The sequence below is a fragment of the Nocardia neocaledoniensis genome (assembly GCF_003182135.1).
Classification (GTDB): domain Bacteria; phylum Actinomycetota; class Actinomycetes; order Mycobacteriales; family Mycobacteriaceae; genus Nocardia; species Nocardia neocaledoniensis.
The window spans coordinates 263,331-287,108 of sequence record NZ_QGTL01000001.1 but is presented as its reverse complement, the minus strand read 5'-3'; the positions used below and the strand labels follow the sequence as shown (position 1 = coordinate 287,108).

The 23,778-nt window shown below is 70.8% G+C and carries 25 protein-coding genes; 22 read left to right on the top strand and 3 right to left on the bottom strand.

The genetic code is table 11. From position 1 onward, the window contains the following. Positions 1–5: 5 nt before the first annotated feature. The 4 genes from DFR69_RS01360 to DFR69_RS35635 are packed head-to-tail and all read left to right on the top strand — an operon-like array spanning position 6 to position 2,229. Positions 6–845, top strand: coding sequence for an SAM-dependent methyltransferase (locus DFR69_RS01360; RefSeq protein WP_110035557.1), 840 nt, complete (start codon positions 6–8; stop codon positions 843–845). Positions 846–878: 33 nt separating this feature from the next. Further along, on the top strand, positions 879–1,382 hold the full coding sequence (locus tag DFR69_RS01355; protein WP_110035556.1) for a VOC family protein: 504 nt from the start codon (positions 879–881) through the stop codon (positions 1,380–1,382). Positions 1,383–1,414: 32 nt separating this feature from the next. Further along, the gene (locus DFR69_RS35640) at positions 1,415–1,711 is read left to right on the top strand and encodes a MerR family transcriptional regulator (protein WP_308633280.1); all 297 of its coding nucleotides are present in this window, start codon (positions 1,415–1,417) and stop codon (positions 1,709–1,711) included. Beyond that, positions 1,708–2,229, top strand: a complete 522-nt coding sequence (locus DFR69_RS35635; RefSeq protein WP_308633279.1) for a TipAS antibiotic-recognition domain-containing protein — start codon at positions 1,708–1,710, stop codon at positions 2,227–2,229. The genes DFR69_RS35640 and DFR69_RS35635 overlap by 4 nt, the downstream gene beginning before the upstream one ends. A gap of 66 nt (positions 2,230–2,295) precedes the next feature. Here DFR69_RS35635 and DFR69_RS01345 read toward each other — a convergent pair whose 3' ends face one another. Then, positions 2,296–2,679 carry a hypothetical protein gene (locus tag DFR69_RS01345; RefSeq protein ID WP_110035555.1) on the bottom strand — a complete coding sequence of 128 codons (384 nt, stop codon included), beginning with the start codon at positions 2,677–2,679 and terminating at the stop codon, positions 2,296–2,298. A 45-nt stretch (positions 2,680–2,724) separates the two neighbouring features. Between DFR69_RS01345 and DFR69_RS01340 the strand changes: the two genes are divergently transcribed. Together DFR69_RS01340 and DFR69_RS01335 are read left to right on the top strand one after the other, a co-directional pair. Continuing rightward, the gene (locus tag DFR69_RS01340) at positions 2,725–3,513 is read left to right on the top strand and encodes a helix-turn-helix domain-containing protein (protein ID WP_167456122.1); all 789 of its coding nucleotides are present in this window, start codon (positions 2,725–2,727) and stop codon (positions 3,511–3,513) included. Between the two features lie 5 nt (positions 3,514–3,518). Continuing rightward, entirely contained in the window at positions 3,519–4,454 is a 936-nt protein-coding gene (locus DFR69_RS01335) for a helix-turn-helix domain-containing protein (protein ID WP_110035554.1), read from the top strand. Between the two features lie 58 nt (positions 4,455–4,512). On the opposite strand, the gene DFR69_RS01330 is transcribed toward DFR69_RS01335, so the two are convergent. Continuing rightward, complete coding sequence (locus DFR69_RS01330; RefSeq protein ID WP_110035553.1) at positions 4,513–5,331, bottom strand: SDR family oxidoreductase; 819 nt, start codon at positions 5,329–5,331, stop codon at positions 4,513–4,515. 260 nt (positions 5,332–5,591) lie between these two features. Between DFR69_RS01330 and pyrR the strand changes: the two genes are divergently transcribed. The 7 genes from pyrR to pyrF are packed head-to-tail and all read left to right on the top strand — an operon-like array spanning position 5,592 to position 14,291. Next, positions 5,592–6,224, top strand: a complete 633-nt coding sequence (pyrR, locus tag DFR69_RS01325; protein ID WP_244198026.1) for a bifunctional pyr operon transcriptional regulator/uracil phosphoribosyltransferase PyrR — start codon at positions 5,592–5,594, stop codon at positions 6,222–6,224. Beyond that, entirely contained in the window at positions 6,221–7,177 is a 957-nt protein-coding gene (locus tag DFR69_RS01320; RefSeq protein ID WP_110035552.1) for an aspartate carbamoyltransferase catalytic subunit, read from the top strand. The genes pyrR and DFR69_RS01320 overlap by 4 nt, the downstream gene beginning before the upstream one ends. After that, positions 7,174–8,472, top strand: coding sequence for a dihydroorotase (locus DFR69_RS01315; protein ID WP_110035551.1), 1,299 nt, complete (start codon positions 7,174–7,176; stop codon positions 8,470–8,472). Before DFR69_RS01320 ends, DFR69_RS01315 begins: the two co-directional genes overlap by 4 nt. 12 nt (positions 8,473–8,484) lie before the next feature. Continuing rightward, the gene (locus DFR69_RS01310; protein WP_110035550.1) at positions 8,485–8,991 is read left to right on the top strand and encodes a PH-like domain-containing protein; all 507 of its coding nucleotides are present in this window, start codon (positions 8,485–8,487) and stop codon (positions 8,989–8,991) included. Further along, complete coding sequence (gene carA, locus DFR69_RS01305) at positions 8,988–10,103, top strand: glutamine-hydrolyzing carbamoyl-phosphate synthase small subunit (protein WP_110035549.1); 1,116 nt, start codon at positions 8,988–8,990, stop codon at positions 10,101–10,103. The genes DFR69_RS01310 and carA overlap by 4 nt, the downstream gene beginning before the upstream one ends. Next, complete coding sequence (gene carB / locus DFR69_RS01300; protein WP_110035548.1) at positions 10,103–13,465, top strand: carbamoyl-phosphate synthase large subunit; 3,363 nt, start codon at positions 10,103–10,105, stop codon at positions 13,463–13,465. Before carA ends, carB begins: the two co-directional genes overlap by 1 nt. 1 nt (position 13,466) lies before the next feature. Beyond that, on the top strand, positions 13,467–14,291 hold the full coding sequence (gene pyrF, locus DFR69_RS01295; protein ID WP_110035547.1) for an orotidine-5'-phosphate decarboxylase: 825 nt from the start codon (positions 13,467–13,469) through the stop codon (positions 14,289–14,291). Between the two features lie 104 nt (positions 14,292–14,395). Here the strand turns inward: pyrF and DFR69_RS01290 are convergent, their stop codons facing one another. Continuing rightward, positions 14,396–14,749 (bottom strand): DUF6463 family protein, encoded by a 354-nt coding sequence (locus DFR69_RS01290; RefSeq protein ID WP_244198025.1) that lies wholly within the window; start codon positions 14,747–14,749, stop codon positions 14,396–14,398. 30 nt (positions 14,750–14,779) lie between these two features. Here DFR69_RS01290 and DFR69_RS01285 point away from each other — a divergent pair, with 30 nt between their 5' ends. From DFR69_RS01285 to DFR69_RS01245, 9 genes are all read left to right on the top strand, one after another. Continuing rightward, on the top strand, positions 14,780–15,370 hold the full coding sequence (locus tag DFR69_RS01285) for a TetR/AcrR family transcriptional regulator (RefSeq protein WP_244198024.1): 591 nt from the start codon (positions 14,780–14,782) through the stop codon (positions 15,368–15,370). Between the two features lie 348 nt (positions 15,371–15,718). After that, positions 15,719–16,039 (top strand): integration host factor, actinobacterial type, encoded by a 321-nt coding sequence (gene mihF, locus DFR69_RS01280; protein ID WP_043653536.1) that lies wholly within the window; start codon positions 15,719–15,721, stop codon positions 16,037–16,039. 5 nt (positions 16,040–16,044) lie between these two features. Continuing rightward, on the top strand, positions 16,045–16,629 hold the full coding sequence (gene gmk / locus DFR69_RS01275; RefSeq protein WP_110035544.1) for a guanylate kinase: 585 nt from the start codon (positions 16,045–16,047) through the stop codon (positions 16,627–16,629). Then, entirely contained in the window at positions 16,616–16,936 is a 321-nt protein-coding gene (gene rpoZ / locus DFR69_RS01270) for a DNA-directed RNA polymerase subunit omega (RefSeq protein ID WP_373867119.1), read from the top strand. The genes gmk and rpoZ overlap by 14 nt, the downstream gene beginning before the upstream one ends. 28 nt (positions 16,937–16,964) lie before the next feature. Then, positions 16,965–18,182, top strand: coding sequence for a bifunctional phosphopantothenoylcysteine decarboxylase/phosphopantothenate--cysteine ligase CoaBC (gene coaBC, locus DFR69_RS01265; RefSeq protein ID WP_110035542.1), 1,218 nt, complete (start codon positions 16,965–16,967; stop codon positions 18,180–18,182). Between the two features lie 233 nt (positions 18,183–18,415). Next, entirely contained in the window at positions 18,416–19,627 is a 1,212-nt protein-coding gene (gene metK, locus DFR69_RS01260; protein ID WP_110035541.1) for a methionine adenosyltransferase, read from the top strand. Between the two features lie 14 nt (positions 19,628–19,641). Then, on the top strand, positions 19,642–21,936 hold the full coding sequence (locus DFR69_RS01255) for a primosomal protein N' (protein WP_482805354.1): 2,295 nt from the start codon (positions 19,642–19,644) through the stop codon (positions 21,934–21,936). A 212-nt stretch (positions 21,937–22,148) separates the two neighbouring features. After that, positions 22,149–22,961: a thioesterase family protein gene (locus DFR69_RS01250; protein WP_244198023.1), complete on the top strand. Its 813-nt coding sequence runs from the start codon at positions 22,149–22,151 to the stop codon at positions 22,959–22,961. A gap of 130 nt (positions 22,962–23,091) precedes the next feature. Next, on the top strand, positions 23,092–23,736 hold the full coding sequence (locus DFR69_RS01245) for a maleylpyruvate isomerase family mycothiol-dependent enzyme (protein WP_110035538.1): 645 nt from the start codon (positions 23,092–23,094) through the stop codon (positions 23,734–23,736). Positions 23,737–23,778 lie beyond the last annotated feature (42 nt).

The window sequence follows — 23,778 nt, the reverse complement described above, 5'->3', positions numbered from 1 at the left end:
GGTTCATGGCACACGCACCCCCTGCGGGAGTGGCGCTGACGGCAATCGGTGTCGCGCTGATCAGGGAGCGGGAGTCCCGCAGACCGGACCGGCTCTACGACGACCCGCTGGCCGCGGCGTTCGTGGCCGCGGCGCGCGAGGACTTCCACCGCACGGTCGACGGCGCGGCCAGGTGGTCGAGGGTGGAGTCGCTGGCCGAGCAGTTCTTCGCCGGACGATCGGTCGGTGTGCGGCTCGTCGACGACCGGGTGGCGGATGCCGTGGCCGCGGGATGCCGCCAGATCGTCCTGCTCGGCGCGGGATTGGACACCCGCGCCTTCCGGATGGATCTGCCCGCCGAGGTCACCGTCTTCGAACTCGACCTGCCGGAACTCTTCGCCTTCAAGGAACCGGTGCTGCGCGCGGCAGGGGCCCGGCCGACGGCTCGACGGCACGTCCTGCCGATCGATCTGCGCGCCGAATGGTCGACCGCATTGCGCGCGAAGGGTTTTCGTGCCGATCTGGCGACCCACTGGATCGACGAGGGCGCGCTCGGCTATCTGCCCGTCGCGGAGCATCGCCGGGTCCTCGCCGACCTGACGGCGCTGTCGGCGCCGCGCAGCCGCTTCGGCCTGAGCCGTTTCGTGGTCGACCACGACGCGCCGCCCTATGCCGAGCTGCGCCGGCTGGTCGCCGGCGGCACCGGGGCGGGGGATGTCGAGCGCCCGGGCGAGCGGTGGCTCGCCGAGCACGGCTGGCGCACCGAGTTCGTGGCCTGGGACGACATGATCGTGCCGCTCGGCCGGGACGTGGCAGTCGGCGATCCCGACGTGGGGGTGGTGCTCGCGGTGCGTGGCCACGCTTGACCCTGACGTAGCGTGAGGGTCCACGCTGCTCTCATGAACGCACCTCATCCCGCTTTCGAGATCAGTCCCGTCCCTGTTCCCGGCCCCGATGCCGTCGCGCCGGAGCCGTCTCGCGGCATCTACGGCATGCCGATGTTCGTCACCGTGCCGACCGCCGACCTCGCGGCGTCGTCGGATCTGTGGATCAACGGACTCGGGTTCATCGAGTTGTTCGCCGCGCCCGGGCACGTGATCCACCTGCGCCGCTGGGCGTTTCAGGACGTCCTGTTGGTCCCGGGGGAGCGGCCGGCGCACGCGCCCGCGATGACCGTCAGCTTCTCGTGTGTCCTGTACGAGCTCGAGGAGATCGCGGCGGCCTGCGAGCGGGTGTCGCCGGGGTGCACGACCGGTCCTCGGACGATGCCCTGGAATTCGGTCGAGCTGGAGGTCAGCACGCCGGAGAACATCCGGGTGATCATGACCGCGGCGCGGCCCTACGATCCCGACAGTCCCGAGGCCGAGCACCTGCGGTCGATCGGGATCCAGGCGCCGGAGTGATCACGACGGTCCGGCACGGCACACTGGATGACGTGTCGGAACCGCTCACCGTCGGCGCCGCGGCGGAACTGCTCGGCGTGACGACGCGTACGCTGCACCACTGGGACGCGGTCGGGCTGGTGCACCCGTCCGACCGCACGCCCGCCGGCTATCGCCTCTACACCGCGGCCGACCTGGTGCGCGCCCAGCGTGTCACCGTCTACCGCGAACTCGGTGTCCCCTCGACGAGATCGGCGACCTACTGGACGCACCCACCGCCGACGCCCTCGCCACCCTGCGCCGCCAACGCGACGACCTGCGCGCCAAGACCCGGCAGCTGCGACGGATGACCGCCGCGGTCGACCGGATGATCGCGGCGCGGGAGTCGGGGCTGCTGCTCTCCGCCGAGGACCAGATCGCGATCTTCGGCGCGGACTGGCAACCCACCTGGGTCGACGAGGCCCGCGATCGGTGGGGCGACACACCGCAGTGGGCCCAGTACGCCGAACGTGCGGCGGAACGGTCCGCGCAGGACTGGCAGCGCATCGCCGACGACACCGCCGCGCTACACGCCGACCTCGCCGCTGCCCTGCGCGCCGGCGTCGGCCCCGGCAGCATCACGGCCGACCGGCTGGCCGAACGGCATCGCGCGTCGATCGCCGTCTATTTCGACTGCACCCACGCGATGCACGTCTGTCTCGGTCGCCGCTATGTCGGTGACCCCGAGTACCGGGCGTTCTACGACGCCATCGAGCCCGGCCTGACCGGCTGGCTGAGCGCCGTCATCGACGCCAACGCGCGGGCACACGGCGTCGATCCGGAGACGGCGACCTGGGCCGAGGGTGGCCCGAACCAGCTGTCACAGTGATGATCCGGCGGCTACTTCCGCCGTGTGCCTCCGCCGGAATCCGCCTGTGCCGCTGGATATCCGACCTCACCCGACGAACCCGTACACCAGCGCGGTGAGTACCAGCGCGGCGAGCGCGCCGACATCAATTCGTGCCACCTGCAGCGTCCGCGCGTTCAGCTCACCGGCACCGATCGTCGCGACGAGGACGAGAAACGAACCGGTACTGACGATCCCGGTCGCGATCATCGCCACCCGGATCGACGGCACGAACGCCCCGACGATCAGCCCGATCCCCACCAGCGCGAGCAGGACCGCCCGATGCCGCAGCAACAACTCGAGATCCCGGTTCGGCACGTCGGTGCCGTAGGCCGTCGCGGCCCGCGCCGGTGCCACCGCGACCACCCCGGGCAGCACATGCACCGTCCCCACCACCACGAGCAACACCGCACCGATGACCTCGCCGACCATGCGTCCACCCTTTCCTCCGACACCGTTCGTGCCAGGATGGCGGATATGGGCGCAGCGCCACTTCCGGAAACGTGCCGAACCTCGGCGACGGTGTGGCTGTGGGCCGGGCACGCGCTCTACCGGGGCCCGTCGCTGCGGCTGGACCGCCACGCCGGGGCGGTGGCCTGTCTGGCGGTCGGGCTCGACGCGTCGTTCACGATCGAGGCCGACGCGATCGGCGCGCGCACGGTGCGCAGCGTCCTGGTTCCACCGCGTACGCCGCACCGGATCGTCGCCGACGGGCGCATGCTGTTCTGCTACCTCGACCCCGGCTCACCCCGTGCGGCGGCCTGCCGGGCCCGGATGCGCGAGGACATCGGCGGATTCGGTGTCGCCCATGTCGAAGAATCCGCATTGATCCGGCGCGCCGACACCGCGCCCGCCGACCTGCTCACCCTGGCGTCCGGCACGGAACGTACCGCCCTCGATCCTCGGATCGCCGCCGCGACCGCCCTCCTGTGCGCCGACCCGGCCGCGTCGATCTCCGCCGCCGACCTCGCCGCCGCGGTCCATCTGTCGAAATCCCGGCTGCTGCATCTGTTCTCCGCCCAGGCCGGCACCACCTTCCGCCGCTACCGGGTCTGGGCCCGCATGCTCGCCGTCGGCCGGGCGGTGGCCGTCGGCGCCGACCTCACCACTGCCGCGGCGGCCGCCGGTTTCGCCAGCCCCTCCCATTTCAGCGACACCTTCCATGCCCTGTTCGGCCTGACCGCCGCCGACCTGTTGGGATCCGGCGCCCGCATCGTCGTCGAGGAAACCGGTTTGCTTCTCCCCCAAGGGGAGGCGGCACGCTGAGCGCCATGGACGACGACACACTGTGCACGATCGGGCAGGCGGCGGCGCGAACCGGGCTGACGGTCAAGGCGATTCGCTTCTACGCCGATCGTGAGGTCGTGGCGCCGACCATGATCGACCGGGCGGGTCACCGCCGCTACGACGCCGCCGCTCTCGCCCGTCTGGAACTGGTGCGCACGCTGCGCGCTCTCGGGATCGATCTCGCCACCGTGCGCCGGGTGCTGGCCCGCGAAGCCTCGATGGCCGAGGTGGCGGGGGCCCACGCCGACGCGCTCGACGTGGAGATCCGGACCCTGCGGGTGCGACGAGCGGTCTTGCGGGCGGTGGCCGCCAAGGAACCGACTACCTTGGAGATGGATCTCATGCACCGACTCGCCGCTTTGTCCGCCGCCGAACGACACCGGCTCATCCAGGAATTCGTCGATGACACCTTCGGCCGCCACGCGGGCAACCCCGCCATGGCCGACCTGGTCCGCGCGGCGGTACCCGAACTGCCCGACGATCCGACGCCGGACCAGCTCGCCGCCTGGATGGAGCTGGCCGAATTGGTTCGGGACGAGGAGTTCCGTGAAGCGGTCCGCGGCATGGCCGAATATCAGGCACGCGAACGCGCCGCCGGTGACGCCACCGGCCTGCATCACGAACTCACCACCGAGGTCCTGGCGCGGGTCGGCGCGGCCGTCGAGGCCGGAATCGCCCCGGACTCGGCCGCCGCGGCCACCGTGGTGGACGCGCTCACCAACCGTTATGCGATCACCTTCGGCCGTCCCGACGACCTGACGCTGCGCCGCTGGATCCTCGAACGGCTCGAAGTCGCCGACGACCCACGCGTGCACCGCTATTGGCGTCTGCTCGGCACTGTCAACGGCTGGCCCGAGCAACCGGACCCCGCTCCGGTCTTCACCTGGTTCGCGCGAGCCCTGCGCGCGGCCACGCCGTGACGACAGTTCAACCACCCTGGGTCGGACAGTTCTGGCCTCTGGCGCCCGACAAGCATTCTCACCAGCGGGAACGCCGGAATCCGCCTTCGGAGTCGAGTACTTGTCCGACGATCCAGCGGGCCTCGTCGGAGGCCAGCCAGGCGATCAGGCGGGCGGGGTCGTCGGGTGTGCCTGCCCGGCCGCGGGGGAAGGCCGCGTGGACGGCGTCGACGACGGCGAGATCGCGGTCGGCGGTGGCGGCGGAGAGGTAGCCGGTGTCGACGGGGCCCGGGTTGACCGTGTTGAGCAGGATGCCGTGGTCGATCAATTCGTCGGCGACCGTCGGGGTGAGCCCGGCCAGCACCGATTTCGCCGCGGCGTAGGCGATTTCGCCGCGCATCGGGCCGAGGTGCTGACCGGAGGTGAGCCAGAGGACGCGGCCGCGATCGTGGACCGGATCGGCGTCGGCCCGATAGTGCCGGGCGAACGCCTGGGTGAGCAGCAGGACCGAGCGCGCGTCGACGGCCCAATGGTCGTCGAGCATGGCGGCGTCGACGTCGAGCAGGGAGCCGTCGCCGCCGCTGCGCGCGTGGTTGGCGACCAGGATGTCGACCCGGCCGAACGCCGACATCGCCGCGTCGAGCACCCGCTGCGGCGCCTCGCGGTCCGCCAGGTCGACCGCGAGATCGGCCACCTCGGTGAGCGCGGCGAGCTCCCGGCACAGTTCTGCGGTGTCCTCCGCGCCCCACGGCTGGTCCACGTCGTGGGGCGCCCAATGCGTGAGATACAGCGATGCGCCCCGTTCGGCCAGCCGGCGGGCGACCGCGAACCCGATCCCCGCCCGGCGGCTCGCGCCCGTCACGATCGCCACCCGGCCGTTCAACCCCTGCGATTCCACAGCGGGATTGCACCCCGGCTCCGCGCCGGCCCGCAAGCACTTATCGCGCGTCCCGCGTCCCCGGGGCCGGAAATCGCTGTGATCACCGCAGTTTCGCGCGGCGTGTGATCACAGCCGCACGCCGACGCGCGGCACGCGGTCCGTGTCGGCGCTCACAGGTGGGCCTACCTGGTCAAAGAGGTGTCGCGACGCTGATAGGGTGGAGCGCGAGTTAGACATCCTTTAACGGACCGTCCGGTGAGGCGGGGAAGGAGGTCGGCATGGCTGTGCCCGAACGGGCGGCCAAAACCGGCGCGGGCGAAACATCGCAGCGGCACACTCCGGAGTGGGTGGCAGCCGGCCGCGAACTGTTGTCGCCGTCGGACGTGCAACGCACCGTCGCGCGCATCGCGCATCAGATCATCGAGAAGACCGCCCTGGATTCCGGCGACGCCGACGCTCCCCGGGTGGTTCTCATGGGCATCCCGACCCGCGGCACCACGCTGGCGAACCGGCTGGCCGCCAAGATCGAGGAATTCTCCGGCGTGCGCCCCGCGCTGGGCTCGCTCGACATCACCCTCTACCGCGACGACCTGCGCACCCGTCCGCACCGCCCGCTCGAGCGCACCTCCGTGCCCGACGGCGGCATCGAGAACGCGCTGGTCGTCCTCGTCGACGACGTGCTGTTCTCCGGCCGCACCGTCCGCTCGGCCCTCGACGGCCTGCGCGACCTCGGCCGCCCCCGCGCCGTCCAGCTGGCGGTGCTGATCGACCGCGGGCACCGCGAGCTGCCGATCCGCGCCGACTACGTGGGTAAGAACGTGCCGACCTCGCGCGCCGAGGACATCTCGGTCCTGCTGACCGAACACGACGGACACGACGGTGTGTACCTGCACCAGGAGGGGCAGCAGTGAAGCATTTGTTGACGGTCGCCGACCTGGACCGCGGCACCGCCACCGAACTCCTCGACGAGGCCGAGCGCTTCGAACAGGCCCTGCTCGGCCGCGAGGTGAAGAAGCTGCCGACCCTGCGCGGCCGCACCGTGATGACGGTGTTCTACGAGAACTCCACCCGCACCCGGGTCTCGTTCGAGGTCGCCGGCAAGTGGATGAGCGCCGACGTGATCAACGTGAGCGCCTCGAGTTCCTCGGTCTCCAAGGGCGAATCGCTGCGCGACACCGCGCTCACCCTGCACGCGGCGGGCGCCGACGCGCTCATCGTGCGGCACCCGGCCTCCGGCGCCGCGCACCAGATCGCGCGCTGGATGGAACAGTGGGCGCGCGAGGAGAACCGCGCCGCCCCCTCGATCATCAACGCGGGCGACGGCACCCATCAGCACCCCACCCAGGCGCTGCTCGACGCGCTGACCCTGCGTCAGCGCCTCGGTGACATCGAGGGCAAGCGGATCGTGCTGGTCGGCGACATCCTGCACAGCCGGGTCGCCCGCTCCAACGTGCTGCTGCTGAACACCCTCGGCGCCGAGGTGGTGCTGGTGGCGCCACGCACCCTGCTGCCGGTGGGCGTCGAGAGCTGGCCGTGCCGGGTCGCGACCTCGCTGGACGCGGAACTGCCCGGCGCCGACGCGGTGATGATGCTGCGCGTGCAGGCCGAGCGGATGAACGGCGGCTTCTTCCCGTCGGCCCGCGAATACTCGATCAACTACGGACTGTCCGAGCGGCGGATGGGCCTGCTCGACGACGCAGCGGTGGTGCTGCACCCCGGTCCCATGCTGCGCGGCATGGAGATCGCGTCGGCGGTCGCCGATTCCCCGAAAGCGGCAGTCCTGCAACAGGTGACGAACGGAGTGCACATGCGAATGGCCGTGTTGTTCCGGCTGCTCGTCGGCACCCAGGAGGTAGTGGCGTGAGTGAGCTGCTGATCAAGAATGTGCGGCCCTACGGTGAGGGCGAGCCAGTGGACGTGCTGGTGCGCGGCACCGTCATCGCCGAGATCGCCGCGGGCATCGAGGCACCGGCAGGCGCCGAGGTGATCGAGGGCGAGGGCCAGATCCTGTTGCCCGGCTTCGTCGACCTGCACACCCACTTGCGCGAGCCCGGCCGCGAGGACACCGAGACCATCGAAACCGGTTCGGCCGCAGCGGCGCTGGGCGGCTACACCGCGGTGTTCGCGATGGCCAACACCAGCCCGGTCGCCGACTCGCACGTCATCACCGATCACGTGTGGCGGCGCGGCCAGGAGGTGGGCCTGGTCGACGTGTTCCCGGTCGGCGCGGTCACCGTCGGGCTCGAGGGCAAGCAGCTCGCCGAGATGGGCACCATGGCGGCGGGCGTCGGCCAGGTGCGGATGTTCTCCGACGACGGCCACTGCGTCTACGACCCGCTGATCATGCGCCGTGCCCTCGAATACGCGAACTCCCTCGGCGTGCTCATCGCCCAGCACGCGGAGGAGCCGCGCCTGACCAAGGGCGCCGTCGCGCACGAGGGCCCCAACGCCGCGCGGCTCGGCCTGGCCGGCTGGCCGCGCGCCGCCGAGGAGTCGATCGTCGCCCGCGACGCGCTGCTGGCCCGCGACGCAGGCGCCCGCGTGCACATCTGCCACGCGTCCACGGCGGGCACCGTCGAGCTGGTGAAATGGGCCAAGTCCCAGGGCATCTCGATCACCGCCGAGGTCACCCCGCACCACCTGCTGCTCGACGACTCGCGCCTGGAGACCTACGACGCGGTCAACAAGGTGAACCCGCCGCTGCGCGAGTCCGCCGACGTCACCGCCCTGCGCCAGGCGCTGGCCGAGGGCGTCATCGACTGCGTCGCCACCGACCACGCCCCGCACGCCGAGCAGGACAAGTGCTGCGAGTTCGCCGCCGCCCGCCCCGGCATGCTGGGGCTGGAGACCGCGCTGTCGATCATCGTGCAGACGATGGTCGCGCCCGGCCTGCTGGACTGGCGCGGCGTCGCGCGGGTGATGAGCGAGAAGCCCGCCGCGATCGTCGGCCTCGACGACCACGGCCGCCCGATCGCGGTCGGCGAACCGGCCAACCTGACGCTGGTCGACCCCGACGCCGAGTGGACGGTGCGCGGCGCCGAACTGGCGAGCATCTCGAACAACACCCCGTTCGAGGACATGACGTTCCCGGCGCAGGTGTCAGCCACCGTGCTGCGCGGCCGGGTAACTGCCCGCGAGGGCAAGGCGGCCGGGATCTAGGAGGCCAGGAACGTGGAGAGAATTCTGTGGGTACTGGGGTGTCTGGTCTTCTTCCTGGTGTGCCTGTGGCTGATGTACCGGGCCTGGCAGAAGAAGGCCGCGCGCCAGGCGGGGCGGATCGGCGAACTGCCGACGGTGCCCGCCGAACTGGGCGCTCAACTGCTGGAACCGACCACCGGCCTCTACCTGGGCAGCACCCTCGCGCCCAGCTGGCAGGACCGGATCGCGGTCGGTGACCTGGGATTCCGGGCGACCGCGGAACTGACGCGGTTCGAACGCGGAATCCTGCTCGAACGCGACGGGGCGACGCCGATCTGGATTCCGCAGGAATCCCTGACGGCCGTGCGCACCGAACGCGGACACGCGGGCAAAGTGATGACAGAGAATGGTGTGCTGGTCATTCGCTGGACGCTGCCGACCGGAACCGAGATCGACACCGGATTCCGGGGCGACGACAAGACGGTGTACCCGGCGTGGACAGCGGATGCGACCAGGGTGACGACGGGAGACGACGAATGAGCAAAGTGAAGGCAGCTCTCGTGCTGGAGGACGGCCGCGTGTTCCGCGGTACCGCCTTCGGCGCCGAGGGTCAGACCCTGGGCGAGGCGGTGTTCTGCACCGCGATGACCGGGTACCAGGAGACCCTGACCGACCCCAGCTACGACCGCCAGATCGTGGTGGCCACCGCCCCGCAGATCGGCAACACCGGCTGGAACGACGAGGACGACGAGTCCGGCAAGATCTGGGTCGCCGGCTACGCCGTGCGCGACCCCTCGCCGATCTCGTCCAACTGGCGCGCCACCGGCACCCTGCAGGACCAGCTCGACAAGCAGAACGTGGTCGGCATCGCCGGCATCGACACCCGCGCTGTCGTGCGCCACCTGCGCACCCGCGGGTCGATGAAGGCGGGTATCTTCTCCGGCGCCGCCCTCGCCGCCGACGACGAGCTGCTGGCCCGGGTCAACGGCCAGCCCTCCATGCTCGGCGCGGATCTGGCCGAAGAGGTCAGCACCGACGGCATGTACACGATCGAGCCGGTCGGTGACCACCGGTTCACCGTCGTCGCGGTCGACCTCGGCATCAAGACCAACACCCCGCGGATGTTCGCCGAGCGCGGCGTGCGCACGCACGTGGTGCCGTCGAACACCTCCCTCGACGACATCCTGGCGCTGAACCCGAACGGCGTGTTCCTGTCCAACGGTCCCGGCGACCCGGCCACCCAGACCGGCGCGATCGCACTGACCCAGGGTGTGCTCGAGCGCGGGATCCCGCTGTTCGGCATCTGCTTCGGCAACCAGATCCTGGGCCGGGCGCTGGGCCGGAACACCTACAAGATGAAGTTCGGCCACCGCGGCATCAACATCCCGGTCGTCGAGGCGGGCACCGGCCGCATCTCCATCACCGCGCAGAACCACGGCTTCGCCCTCGAGGGCGAGCAGGGCGAGGTGTTCGACACCCCGTTCGGCAAGGCCGAGGTCTCCCACATCTGCGCCAACGACGGCACCGTCGAGGGTGTGCGACTGATCGACGGTCGCGCCTTCTCGGTGCAGTACCACCCCGAGGCCGCCGCAGGCCCGCACGACGCCGCATACCTGTTCGACCGTTTCGCCGGTCTCATGGAAGGAGCCTGATGCCTCGCCGCGAGGATCTGAAGCACATCCTGGTGATCGGCTCTGGCCCGATCGTCATCGGCCAGGCGTGCGAATTCGACTACTCGGGTACCCAGGCGTGCCGGGTGCTGCGGTCCGAGGGACTGCGCGTGTCGCTGGTGAACTCCAACCCGGCGACGATCATGACCGACCCCGAGTTCGCCGACTCCACCTACGTGGAGCCGATCACCCCGGAGTTCGTCGAGAAGGTCATCGAGAAGGAGCGCCCCGACGCCATTCTCGCCACCCTCGGTGGGCAGACCGCGCTCAACACCGCGGTCGCGCTGCACGAGCGGGGGGTGCTGGAGAAGTACAACGTCGAGCTGATCGGCGCCGACTTCGACGCCATCCAGCGCGGTGAGGACCGGCAGAAGTTCAAGGACATCGTCGCCAAGGTCGGCGGCGAGAGCGCCCGCTCGAAGGTCTGTTTCACCATGGACGAGGTCCGCGAGACGGTCGCCGAGCTTGGCTTCCCGGTCGTCGTGCGCCCGTCGTTCACCATGGGCGGCCTCGGCTCGGGCATGGCCTACAACCACGAGGACCTCGACCGCATCGCCGGCGGCGGCCTGGCCGCCTCGCCGACCGCGAACGTCCTGATCGAGGAGTCCATCCTCGGTTGGAAGGAATACGAGCTCGAGCTGATGCGCGACGGCCGCGACAACGTGGTCATCGTCTGCTCCATCGAGAACGTCGACCCGATGGGCGTGCACACCGGCGACTCGATGACCGTGGCCCCGGCCATGACCCTCACCGACCGCGAGTACCAGAAGATGCGCGATCTCGGCATCGCGATCCTGCGCGAGGTCGGCGTCGACACCGGTGGCTGCAACATCCAGTTCGCGGTCGATCCGAAGGACGGTCGCCTGATCGTCATCGAGATGAACCCGCGCGTCTCGCGCTCCTCGGCGCTGGCGTCCAAGGCCACCGGCTTCCCGATCGCCAAGATCGCGGCCAAGCTGGCCATCGGCTACACGCTCGACGAGATCGTCAACGACATCACCAAGGAGACCCCGGCCTGCTTCGAGCCCACGCTCGACTACGTCGTGGTCAAGGCGCCGCGGTTCGCCTTCGAGAAGTTCCCCGGCGCCGACGGCACCCTCACCACCACCATGAAGTCCGTCGGTGAGGCCATGTCGCTGGGCCGCAACTTCACCGAGGCCCTCGGCAAGGTGCTGCGCTCGCTCGAGACCAAGGCCGCGAGCTTCTGGACCGCCGAGGACGGCACGTGGGCCCCGGCCGACGCGAACGACCCGGCGTCGGTGCGCGAGGCCGTCGAGGCCATCCTCGCCGACCTGCGCGTGCCGATCGAAGGCCGTATCTACCAGGTCGAGCGGGCGCTGCGCTTCGGCGCGAGCGTCGAGGAGACCGCCGCCGCCTCCGGCATCGACCCCTGGTTCGTCGCCGAGGTCGCTGGTCTGGTCGCGCTGCGCCAGGAGATCCTGGACGCGCCGGTCCTCGACGAGGACCTGCTGCGCCAGGCCAAGCACTACGGCCTGTCCGACCGTCAGCTCGCCGCCCTGCGCCCCGAGCTCGCCGGCGAAGCGGGCGTGCGCTCGCTGCGCCACCGCCTCGGCGTGCGGCCGGTCTACAAGACCGTCGACACCTGCGCCGCCGAGTTCGAGGCCAAGACGCCGTACCACTACAGCTCCTACGAGCTGGATCCCGGCGCCGAGTCCGAGGTCGCGCCGCAGACCGAACGCGACAAGGTGATCATCCTCGGCTCGGGCCCCAACCGCATCGGTCAGGGCATCGAGTTCGACTACTCGTGCGTGCACGCCGCGCAGACGCTGTCGGCCGCGGGCTACGAGACCGTCATGGTCAACTGCAACCCCGAGACCGTGTCGACCGACTACGACACCGCCGACCGCCTCTACTTCGAGCCGCTGACCTTCGAGGACGTCCTCGAGGTGTACCACGCGGAATCGGAGTCGGGCACCGTCGCAGGCGTGATCGTGCAGCTCGGCGGCCAGACCCCGCTGAGCCTGGCGCAGCGGCTCACCGACGCCGGTGTGCCGGTGGTCGGCACCTCCGCGGCCGCCATCGACCTGGCCGAGGACCGCGGCGAGTTCGGTGACGTGCTGGTCGCGGCCGGCCTGCCCGCGCCCAAGTACGGCACCGCCACCACCGTCGAGCAGGCGAAGAAGATCGCCGCCGAGATCGGCTACCCGGTGCTGGTCCGCCCGTCCTACGTGCTGGGCGGGCGCGGCATGGAGATCGTCTACGACGAGACCTCGCTCGAGGGCTACATCTCCCGCGCCACCGAGCTCAACCCGGAACACCCGGTGCTGGTCGACCGCTTCCTGGAAGACGCCATCGAGATCGACGTCGACGCCCTGTGCGACGGCGAGGAGGTCTTCCTCGGCGGCGTCATGGAACACATCGAGGAAGCCGGCATCCACTCCGGTGACTCCGCCTGCGCGCTGCCCCCGATCACCCTGGGCCGCAGCGACATCGAGGCCGTGCGTCGCTCCACCATCGCGCTGGCCAAGGGCATCGGCGTGAAGGGCCTGCTCAACGTGCAGTACGCCCTCAAGGACGACGTGCTCTACGTGCTCGAGGCCAACCCGCGCGCCAGCCGCACGGTGCCGTTCGTCTCCAAGGCGACCGCGGTGCCGCTGGCCAAGGCCTGTGCCCGGGTGATGCTCGGCGCCACCATCGCCGACCTGCGCAAGGAAGGCATGCTGCCGCCCGAGGGCGACGGCGGCCACGTCCCGCTGGACGCGCCGGTCGCGGTGAAGGAAGCCGTGCTGCCCTTCCACCGGTTCCGTCGCGCCGACGGCTCCGGCATCGACTCGCTGCTCTCGCCGGAGATGAAGTCCACCGGTGAGGTCATGGGCATCGACGCCGATTTCGGCACCGCCTTCGCCAAGAGTCAGGCCGCGGCCTACGGCTCGCTGCCGACCGAGGGCACCGTGTTCGTCTCGGTCGCCAACCGCGACAAGCGCGCCATGGTGTTCCCGATCAAGCGCCTGCACGACCTGGGCTTCCGCATCCTCGCCACCGCGGGTACCGCGGAGACGCTGCGCCGCAACGGCATTCCGTGCGAACAGGTGCGCAAGCACTCCGACCCGGAGGCCACCGATCCGGCCACCGGCATGCCGGAGGCCTCGATCGTCGAGCAGATCCGCGACGGCGAGATCGACATCGTGTTCAACACCCCCTACGGCAACTCGGGCCCCCGCGTGGACGGCTACGAGATCCGCACCGCCGCGGTGGGCGCGAACATCCCGTGCATCACCACGGTGCAGGGCGCGGCCGCGGCCGTGCAGGGCATCGAAGCCGGCATCAACGGCGGCATCGGGGTGCGGTCCCTGCAGGAACTGCACTCGGTGCTGCGTGGCTGACATGCACAGCTTCGGTCATCGGTTGCGGCACGCGATGCGGCAGTTCGGCCCGCTGTGCGTCGGCATCGACCCCCACCCCGGGCTGCTCCGGGCGTGGGGGCTGTCCGAGGACGTCGACGGGCTCGAGGCGTTCGCCGAGATCTGCGTCGAGGCCTTCGACGGCCGGGTCGCCCTGGTCAAGCCGCAGGTCGCGTTCTTCGAGACCTACGGTTCGGGCGGTCTCGCGGTGCTCGAACGCACGATCGAGGTGCTGCGCGCCTCGGGCACCCTGGTGCTGGCCGACGCCAAGCGCGGCGACATCGGCTCCACTATGGACGCCTACGCCAACGCCTGGCTCGGGAACGGGCCACTCGGCTCGGATGCCGTCACGGTCTCGCCGTACCTCGGTTTCGGGTCACTCGAGCCGGCGCTGAGCCTGGCGCAGGCCAATCATCGCGGCGTGTTCGTCCTGGCGGCGACCTCGAATCCCGAAGGGGCGCAACTGCAGCGGATCACCGCCGCGGACGGGCGCACGATCGCGCAGACGATGGTCGACGAGGCCGCGGCCCGCAACACCGGGCACGGCTTCGGTTCCGTCGGCGTCGTCGTCGGCGCGACGCTCACCGAGGCGCCGGACCTGTCGAACCTCAACGGGCCCATCCTGATGCCCGGTGTCGGCGCGCAGGGCGGGGGAGCGGACTCCATCCGCGCCCTGGTCCCCGCGGCGAATCTGGCGGCCGTCGTGCCCAACGTCTCGCGCGAGGTCCTCGGCGCGGGCCCGTCGGTGACGGCCCTGTGCGACAAGACCGCGCGCCTGCAGGAGGAGTTCGCCTTCCTGCAGTCCTGATACCACGAGCCACGGAGCCGCCGGTGCCACGAACACCGGCGGCTCCGTCGTCGTGCCCTGACCCGACCGCGCCGTGTCGCGAAGCCGCCGAGCGCGCGCCGCGCTCAGGCACCCCTGGGCTCGGGCACGCCGGCCCGCGCCCGCCACCAGCCCAGCGCGCCGACGCCGAGCGGCACAAGGAGGGTGAGGAACCCCGACACCGGCATGTAGGCCAAGCCGGCGCCGGTGGTGACGGCCAGGGCGGCCAGTACTGGGAGCGGGACGAAGCCCCGCGCCCGTTCCAGTTCGATCATGGCGAGCCCGAGACCCACCCCGATCACCCCGAACAGGGTGAACCAGAACGACAGTTCGGAGTCCTGGCCGCCGCGCACCCAATCAGCGATACCCAGGACGGTGTGGACCCCGGCGATGAACACGACCGCGGCCCCGGCGAGGGGGAATCTAGTTCTTGAATTCATATTCATAAACTGTGCCACTAGGCTGACCCGGTGGCAAGACCCCGTCTCTTCACCGACGACCAGGTGCTCGACGCGGCGCGCGATCTCCTCGCCGATCCGGCGATCACCCGGCCCGCGATCACCGCCATCGGCAAGGCCGCCGGCGTGCACACGGGGTCGATCTATGTGCGTTTCGCCTCACGTGACGAACTCCTCGCGCGGCTGTGGCTGCGCTCGATCCAGCGCTTCCACGTGGGTCTGCTCGACGCGCTGGCGGGGCCGTCGCCGCTGCTGGCCGCGGCGACCTATCTACCGCGCTACTGCCGCGACCACCCGACCGAGGCCAGGGCGATGAAGATGTTCCACCGCGAGGAACTCCTCGAGGTCGGGCCCGATGACCTGCGGTCCGCGATCGCCACCGTCAACGACGCCATGAACGCCGCGCTGCTGGCGGCGGTGGTGACCGAATTCGGCGCCGCCGACGAGCATGCGACGGCCGTCGCCGAGGTCGCGGTGAAGGCCATCCCGTACGGCCTCGTGCGTGATTACATCGCCCGCGCGGCGCCGATTCCGGACTGGATCGACGAGGTCACCGCGACCGCCACCGGCGCGGTTCTGGACCGGTTTCGTTCCCGATCGTGACGACACGCGGTACGAATTCGCGCGACACGCGGGGAAATTCAGGAAACCCCCTGGTCGCGACGCGCCCGGTTTGCGGGGCCGGTGGGGACCGCTCGCGCTATCCGATGGCTAACATCGCCCATATCGGTAAAACCGCAGGTGGAGATGTATTTTTCGGATTCGGCGGTACGATCGGTGCGGAGGAATCGGTGGTCACCGCATCGGGCCCGCGCGCCCCATACGGCATGCGTATTCGTGCCCTGACCTGGGGGTCGGGTTCGCAATCGGCGCGCACCGTGGGTACGGTCGCACAGACCGTCCGGGTAACCGGCGGTAGATCTAGCAATGAACGATGAGACGGAGGAACCCGTGGCCCTTCCCCAGCTGACTGACGAGCAGCGCGCCGCTGCTCTGGAGAAGGCGGCTGCCGCTCGCCGCGCTCGGGCAGAGCTCAAGGAGCGCCTGAAGCGTGGTGGCACCAACCTGAAGCAGGTCCTCACCGACGCCGAGTCCGACGAGATTCTCGGCAAGATGAAGGTGTCGGCGCTGCTCGAGGCTCTGCCGAAGGTGGGCAAGGTCAAGGCTGCCGAGATCATGACCGAGCTGGAGATCGCCCCCACCCGGCGGCTCCGTGGCCTGGGCGACCGTCAGCGCAAGGCGCTGCTGGCTCGCTTCGACTTCGACGCCTGATTCAGGTGGTCGAACACACGCGGAAGGGTCGGCTGGTTGTACTGGTCGGCCCCTCGGCCGTGGGTAAGTCCACGGTCGTGCGGTGCGTGCGGGAACGCCTGCCCGAACTGGTTTTCAGCGTGTCCGCGACGACCCGGGCCCCTCGGCCCGGGGAAGTCGACGGCCGTGACTACCGTTTCGTTTCCCGAGCCGACTTCGACGCCATGATCGCGGCGGACGAACTGCTCGAATGGGCGGACATCCATGGGGGGCTGCAGCGCTCTGGCACCCCCGCGGCCCCGGTGCGGGAAGCACTGGCGGCCGGACACCATGTGTTGCTCGAGGTCGATCTGGCCGGCGCGCGCTCGGTCCGGCAGGCGATGCCGGAGGCACTGCTGGTGTTCCTCGCGCCGCCGAGCTGGGAGGAACTGGTCTCGCGCCTGCGTTCGCGCGGCACCGAGACGCCCGAGGTGATCGAGCGCCGACTCGAGACCGCCCGGGTCGAATTGGCGGCCTGTGACGAGTTCGACACGGTCATCGTGAACAGCGAGGTGACGACCGCCTGCGAGCAGTTGGTATCGTTGTTCGTTAGCACAAATTCGAGTTCTTGACCCACTAACCCCGCAGGAGCCTCCCCTAGTGAGTACGGACATCGCAGCCGCGCCCGCGTACGACACCCCGATCGGCCTGACCAACCCGCCGATCGACGAGCTGCTCGAGCGCACGTCGTCCAAGTACGCCCTGGTGATCTACGCGGCCAAGCGCGCGCGTCAGATCAACGACTACTACAACCAGCTCGGCGACGGCATCCTGGAGTACGTCGGCCCGCTCGTCGAGCCCGGCCTGCAGGAGAAGCCGCTGTCGGTCGCCATGCGTGAAATCCACTCCGACCTGCTCGAACACACCGAGGGCGAGTGACAATCTCTTTTCCGGAGGCGTAGAGACCATGCGGATCGTCGTCGGGGTCGGCGGGGGCATCGCCGCCTACAAGGCGTGTGCCCTCGTTCGCCGGTTCACCGAGACCGGCCATCAGGTGCGGGTGATTCCCACCGAGTCGGCTCTGCAGTTCGTCGGTAAGGCGACCTTCGAGGCGCTGTCGGGACATCCGGTCAACACCGGTGTGTTCGCCGACGTGCCCGAGGTGCCGCATGTCCGGATCGGCCAGGAGGCCGATCTCGTCGTCATCGCCCCCGCCACCGCGGATCTGATGGCGCGCGCCGCACAGGGACGCGCCGACGATCTGCTCACCGCCACCCTGCTGACGGCCCGATGTCCGGTGCTGTTCGCGCCCGCGATGCACACCGAGATGTGGGAGCATCCGGCGACGGTGGCCAATGTCGCGACGCTGCGCGCGCACGGTGCCAATGTCATGGAGCCCGCGTCGGGCCGCCTCACCGGCACCGACACCGGCCCGGGCCGCCTGCCCGAGCCGGAGGAGATCTTCGGACTGGCCTCGCTGCTGCTCGAGCGCGCCGACGCGCTGCCCCGCGATCTGACCGGCCGCCGCCTGGTGATCACCGCGGGCGGTACCAGGGAGCCCCTCGACCCGGTGCGTTTCCTCGGCAATCGCAGCTCCGGCAAGCAGGGCTACGCCCTGGCCAGGGTCGCCGCTCAGCGCGGCGCCCAGGTGACCCTCATCGCGGGCAACACCATCGAACTCGCGCCCCCCGCGGCCGTCGAACTCGTCCACATCACCACCGCCGACCAGCTCAAGACCGCGGTCGACAAGCACGCGCTCGGCGCCGACGCGGTGATCATGGCGGCGGCGGTGGCCGATTTCCGGCCCACCCACGTCGCCGCGGCGAAGATCAAGAAGGGCGTGGACGAGCCCGACGTGATCCCGTTGACCAAGAACGAGGACATCCTCGCCGGCCTGGTCGACGCCCGCACCGACGGCAGGCTCGCCGGTACCGCGATCGTCGGCTTCGCGGCCGAGACCGGGGACGAGAACGGCGACGTGCTCACCCACGCCCGCGCCAAGCTGGCCCGCAAGGGCTGCGACCTGCTCGTGGTCAACGCGGTCGGGGAGGGCAAGGCCTTCGAGGTGGACACCAACGACGGCTGGCTGCTCGGCGCCGACGGCACCGAACAGGCCCTCGACCACGGGTCCAAGGCGCTGCTGGCCAGCCGGGTGCTCGACGCGCTCGTTCCGCTGTTGCGCTGACCGATCACGCACGAGAATTGTTGTGCGGCAACGATTTGCCGCGCAGTCTAGTGCGAACGGACGAGATCGGTGGGCGGGTTCGCCGGTTCGGTGAACAGTCCGGGTCAGTCTGTGTGCACTCCGCCACCTCGTCGGTGGTTTGGAATAGTCTGGATACAAGGGTTGTGCGGTAGCACCCGAGAGTTACCGTCACAAGCCGATACGAGTAACCCGTTGAGGGAGAGGGAATAACTGTGCGTACGACAGGTAGTCGGCTATTCACCAGTGAGTCCGTAACCGAAGGTCATCCGGACAAGATCTGTGACGCGATCAGCGATTCCATCCTCGACGCCTTGCTCGCGGAGGATCCGGGCAGCCGGGTCGCGGTGGAAACCCTGGTGACCACGGGTCAGGTCCACGTGGCGGGCGAGGTCACCACCTCGGCCTACGCCGACATCCCGCGGATCGTGCGGGAAAAGGTTCTCGAGATCGGATACGACTCCTCCGCAAAGGGATTCGACGGCAACTCCTGCGGTGTCAACATCGCGATCGGTGCCCAGTCGCCCGATATCGCCCAGGGCGTCGACACCTCGCACGAGGCTCGCGTCGGCGGCTCCGACGACGAGATCGAGCGTCAGGGCGCCGGTGACCAGGGCCTGATGTTCGGATACGCGACCACCGACACCCCGGAGCTGATGCCGCTGCCGATCGCGCTTGCGCACCGGCTCTCGCGCAAGCTCACCGAGGTGCGCAAGTCCGGCGTGCTGCCGTACCTGCGGCCCGACGGCAAGACCCAGGTCACCATCGAGTACGACGGTGACAAGCCGGTCCGCCTGGACACGGTCGTCATCTCCACCCAGCACGCCGCCGACATCGACCTGGACAACCTGCTCGCGCCCGACATCCGCGCGAAGGTCGTCGACGCCGTCATCGGTGACCTGGAGCTGCCGTCGCTGGACACCTCCGACATCCGCCTGCTCGTGAACCCGACCGGCAAGTTCGTGCTCGGCGGCCCGATGGGCGACGCGGGCCTGACCGGCCGCAAGATCATCGTCGACACCTACGGCGGCATGGCCCGCCACGGCGGCGGCGCGTTCTCCGGCAAGGACCCGTCGAAGGTGGACCGCTCGGCCGCCTACGCCATGCGCTGGGTCGCCAAGAACGTCGTGGCCGCGGGCCTGGCGGAGCGCGTCGAGGTGCAGGTCGCGTACGCGATCGGCAAGGCGGCGCCGGTCGGCCTGTTCGTCGAGACGTTCGGCACCGAGAAGGTCGACCCGGCCCGTATCTCCACCGCCATCTCCGAGGTCTTCGACCTGCGTCCGGGCGCGATCATCCGCGACCTGGACCTGCTGCGCCCGATCTACGCGCCGACCGCGGCCTACGGCCACTTCGGCCGCACCGATGTCGACCTGCCCTGGGAGCACACGGACCGCGCCGACAAGCTGCGCGCGGCCGTCGGCCTGTAGTTCCCACGGCCCGCGTGGCAGCGGACGAGACACAGACAGCAGCGGGACACCCGATCGCTCGGGTGCTCCCGCTGCTGTCGCCTGCGCACCTCGACCGCGATTTCGACTATCTCGTCCCGCCCGAACTCGACGAGATCGCGCAGCCCGGCGTGCGGGTCCGCGTCCGTTTCGCTGGCCGCCTCGTCGACGGCTACCTGCTCGAACGGCTCCCGCGTACCGACCACACCGGCAAGATGATGACGCTGGAACGGGTCGTCTCCGCCGAGCGCGTGCTGACCCCCGAGATCCTGCGCCTGGCGACCACCGTCGCGGCTCGCTACGCGGGCACCCGCGCCGACGTCCTCCGCCTGGCCATCCCGCCGCGCCACGCCCGCACCGAGAACGGCCCGGCCACGCCCCGCCGATCCCGTTCCGCGGCAACGAAATCCGCCGTGTCAGCGGAGCAGGAGCCCGGACCCGATGAAGCGCCGAGTGCGCACCCGGCCGACAGCGCGAGGGCGGCCGAAGGCGACGCGGCGGGAGATGGCGACGAATCCCGGGAGGGTGAGTCGACCATCGCGCCAGGACAGTCTGCCGCTGAGGAATCGGTGGCCGGCCGCGCGGCGGCGCAATCGGCAGCGGGTGATGTCGCGGCAGGGCCGGTGGTGGCCGGCGTGGCCGCGGTGGGCGGTGCCGCCGCTGGGGCGGCGGGAAAAAGTGGCGGCGCGGCGGAGGTCGATACGTCGGCGTGGGGGCGGTATGTGCACGGTGGGGCGTTCGTCGCGGCGTTGCGGGACGGGCGGGGGCCGCGGGCGGCCTGGCAGGCGCTGCCGGGGGAGGACTGGGCGGCGCGGCTGGCCGAGCTGGCGGCGACGGTGGCCGCAGGTGGGCGCGGCGTGGTGCTCATGGTGCCGGACCAACGGGACCTGGACCGGTTGCTCGCCGAATGTGTTCGGCTGGTGGGGGATTCGGCGGTCGGGCTGTCGGCGGGGTTGGGGCCCGCGGCGCGGTATCGGCGATGGCTGTCGGTGTTGCGTGGGCAGGCGCGGATCGTGGTCGGTACGCGGGCCGCGGTGTTCGCGCCCGTGCGTGACCTCGGCTTGATCGCCCTCTGGGACGACGGCGACGACACCTACGCCGAGCCGAGGGCGCCGTATCCGCACGCCCGCGAGGTCGCGATGCTGCGCGCCCACGAGACCGGCGCCGCCTTCGTCGCGGCCGGCTTCGCGCGGACGGCCGAGATCCAGGCCGTCGTCGAATCCGGATGGGCGCGTGATCTTCTCGCCGAGCGGCAGGTCCTGCGCGAGGTGATGCCGCGGATCAGCGCCCCCGGTGACACCGACTTCGCGTTGGAGCGCGACGCCCTGGCCCGCTCGGTGCGGATGCCCGGTGTCGCCTTCGCGGCCGCGCGCGCGGCGCTGCGGGAGAACGCGGCGGTGCTCGTACAGGTGCCGCGGCGCGGGTACGTGCCGTCGCTGGCGTGCGCGAAGTGCCGCACCCCGGCGCGCTGCAGGCACTGTCACGGTCCGCTGGCCCTGCCGCAGTCGACCACCGGGGAGGCGGCGAGCCCGCAGTGCAAGTGGTGCGGCATCACCGAGGCGGCCTACCGCTGCCAGGCGTGTGGCGCCCGCGCGCTCCGGGCGACCGTCATCGGCGCGGCCCGGACCGCCGAGGAACTCGGCCGGGCCTTCCCCGGCGTCCCGATCCGCGGCTCCGGCGGCGGGGAGGTGCTCGACACGGTCGAGCCGGGCGCCCAGGTGGTGGTCGCGACCGTCGGCGCCGAACCCCTCGTGCCGGGCGGGTACGGGGTGGCGCTGCTGCTCGACGGCTGGGCCCTCCTCGGCCGCGCCGACCTGCGCGCCACCGAGGACACCCTGCGGCGCTGGCTGGGCGCGGCGGCGCTGGTCCGGCCGCGCGGCCAGGTGATCGTGATGGCGGAGCCGTCGCTGCCGACGGTGCAGGCCCTGGTGCGCTGGGACCCGGTCCACCACGCCGCCGCCGAACTCGCGGCCCGCGCCGAGGTCGGCTTCCCGCCCGCGGTCCGGCTGGCCGCCATCGACGGCACCGCGGCCTCCATCGCCGAATTGCTCGACGTCGCCCAGCTTCCCGAGCACGTCGAGGTGCTCGGCCCGGTCCCGCTGCCCCCGACCGCGCGCAAACCGTTCTCCGGCGCCGAAGAGCCCGCCGACGTCGAGCGCATGCTGCTGCGCGTCGGCCGCACCGAGGGCGCCCCGCTCGCCCGCGCGCTCACCGCCGCCCGCGCCGTCCGCAGCTCCCACCGCTCCGACGCCCCGTTGCGCGTCCAGATGGATCCGGTCGACATCGGCTGACGTGACCGTGCACGGGCTTCACCGGCACCGGCTTCGGGTGCGGCTTCTGCCCCGACTGCGATTTCGGCGCCTGCTCCGGCTCGGGGCACCACTGATGGGGTTACCGCTCGATGGTCGGGTCCGGGGACGGCGATGTTCGTGGTGGCGTATGGCCTGTCCGAGTGCTGTTTGACACGTGTTCTAATCGACGTTCGCGAGGAGAGAGGCGAGCGGTGGAGTTCTTCACGGTACGCGACGGTTCGTATGTGGCGAGTGAGCTGGCGATCAGCCGGTGGTCGTCGAAGCAGCTGAACGGGGTGGGGGTGTGCGGTCTACTGGCGAAGGAGGCCGAGAAGCACAGTCCCGGAGAGGGATTCGTGCCGGCCCGGTTCACCGTCGACCTGTTCCGCCCGGTGCTGAACGAGCCGATCACACTGCGCAGCGAGGTGGTGCGGGCGGGCAATCGGGTGCGGGTGGTCGATTCCTGGATCATGCAGCACGGTCAGGTGCGGGCCAGGGCGACGGTGCTGTATCTGGCCGCCACGGACAACCCGCCCGGCGAGGTCTGGGAACCCATGCTCTCGCTACCCGTCCCGGAACGCGTGCTGGACGACCCCGAGGGCGCCCCGCCGCTGCTCAAGTGCGGTGACGAGGACTGGACCACCGATTTCTCGGCCGTCCAGAACGCCGGACGCAAGGTCGCCTGGCACAACCTGCCGCCGCTGGTGGCGGGCGAACCGTTCTCGCCGTTCCAGCGGGCGGCCGCGATCGGTGACGTCACCAACCTGGTCTGCCACTGGGGCTCCGAGGGCGTGGGCTACATCAACACCGATGTCACCCTGACCCTGTCGCGCCTGCCCGTGGGCGCGGAACTGGGCCTGCAGGCGCTCGATCATGTCGCGTCGGCGGGTGTCGCGGTCAGCACCGCCACGCTCTACGACCGGGCCGGGCGGCTCGGCACGTGCGTGATCACCGCGCTCGCCAACGCCCGCCGCCAGGTCGACCTGGCCGAACTGGGCGATCAGGCCGCGGCCCTGCAGAGCTGAGCCGCCGGGTCGCGCCGATGAATCCGGGCGGCTGGTGCCGTCTGCATTGTCGACACCCCGCGCGGGGTGGTCGACCGCCCCTGTCCGGCGGCCGGAACCCAGCGCGTGTTCCACCCGAACGGAGGCGGCCGTGACCGAAACGCTGCAGCGCGAACAACTCTGGGCCCTCGCCCATGCCGAGCGGGCGGCGCTCGCCGCCGACCTGACCGGGCTGCCGGCCGAGCGGTGGGCAGTCCGCTCGCTGTGCGGGGACTGGACCGTCGAAGAGGTGCTCGCGCACCTCACGGCGGGCGCGAGCATCGGCCGGTTCCGCTGGCTGGCCAGCGTGCTGCGCGCCCGCTTCGACTTCGACCTGCACAATGCCCGGCAGGTTGCCGCCCATCGCGGCGCGACACCCGCCGAGACCCTCGACCGCTTCCGGGCGATCGTCGACACCTCGACGGGAGCGTCCGGACATACCGCGGCCTGGCTGGGCGAGGTCGTCGTCCACGGCCAGGACATCCGCCGCCCCCTAGGTCTGCCCACCGCGCCCTCGATCGAAGCCGCCACCGCCGTGGCCGAGTTCTTCGCGAGCCGCGACTTCACCGTCGCCAGTCGCAGCGCGATCGACGGCCTGCGCGTCGAAGCCACCGACGGCCCCTTCGCCACGGGCACGGGCCCCTTGGTCAGCGGCCCGACCATCGCGCTGGTCATGGCCATGGCCGGGCGCTCGGCCTACTGCGACGACCTCACCGGCCCCGGCCTGCCCACGCTGCGTGATCGCGTGTCGCACTAGCGGGCCCGCACACCGGCACCGGGGTGCCGGTGTGCCCGAACC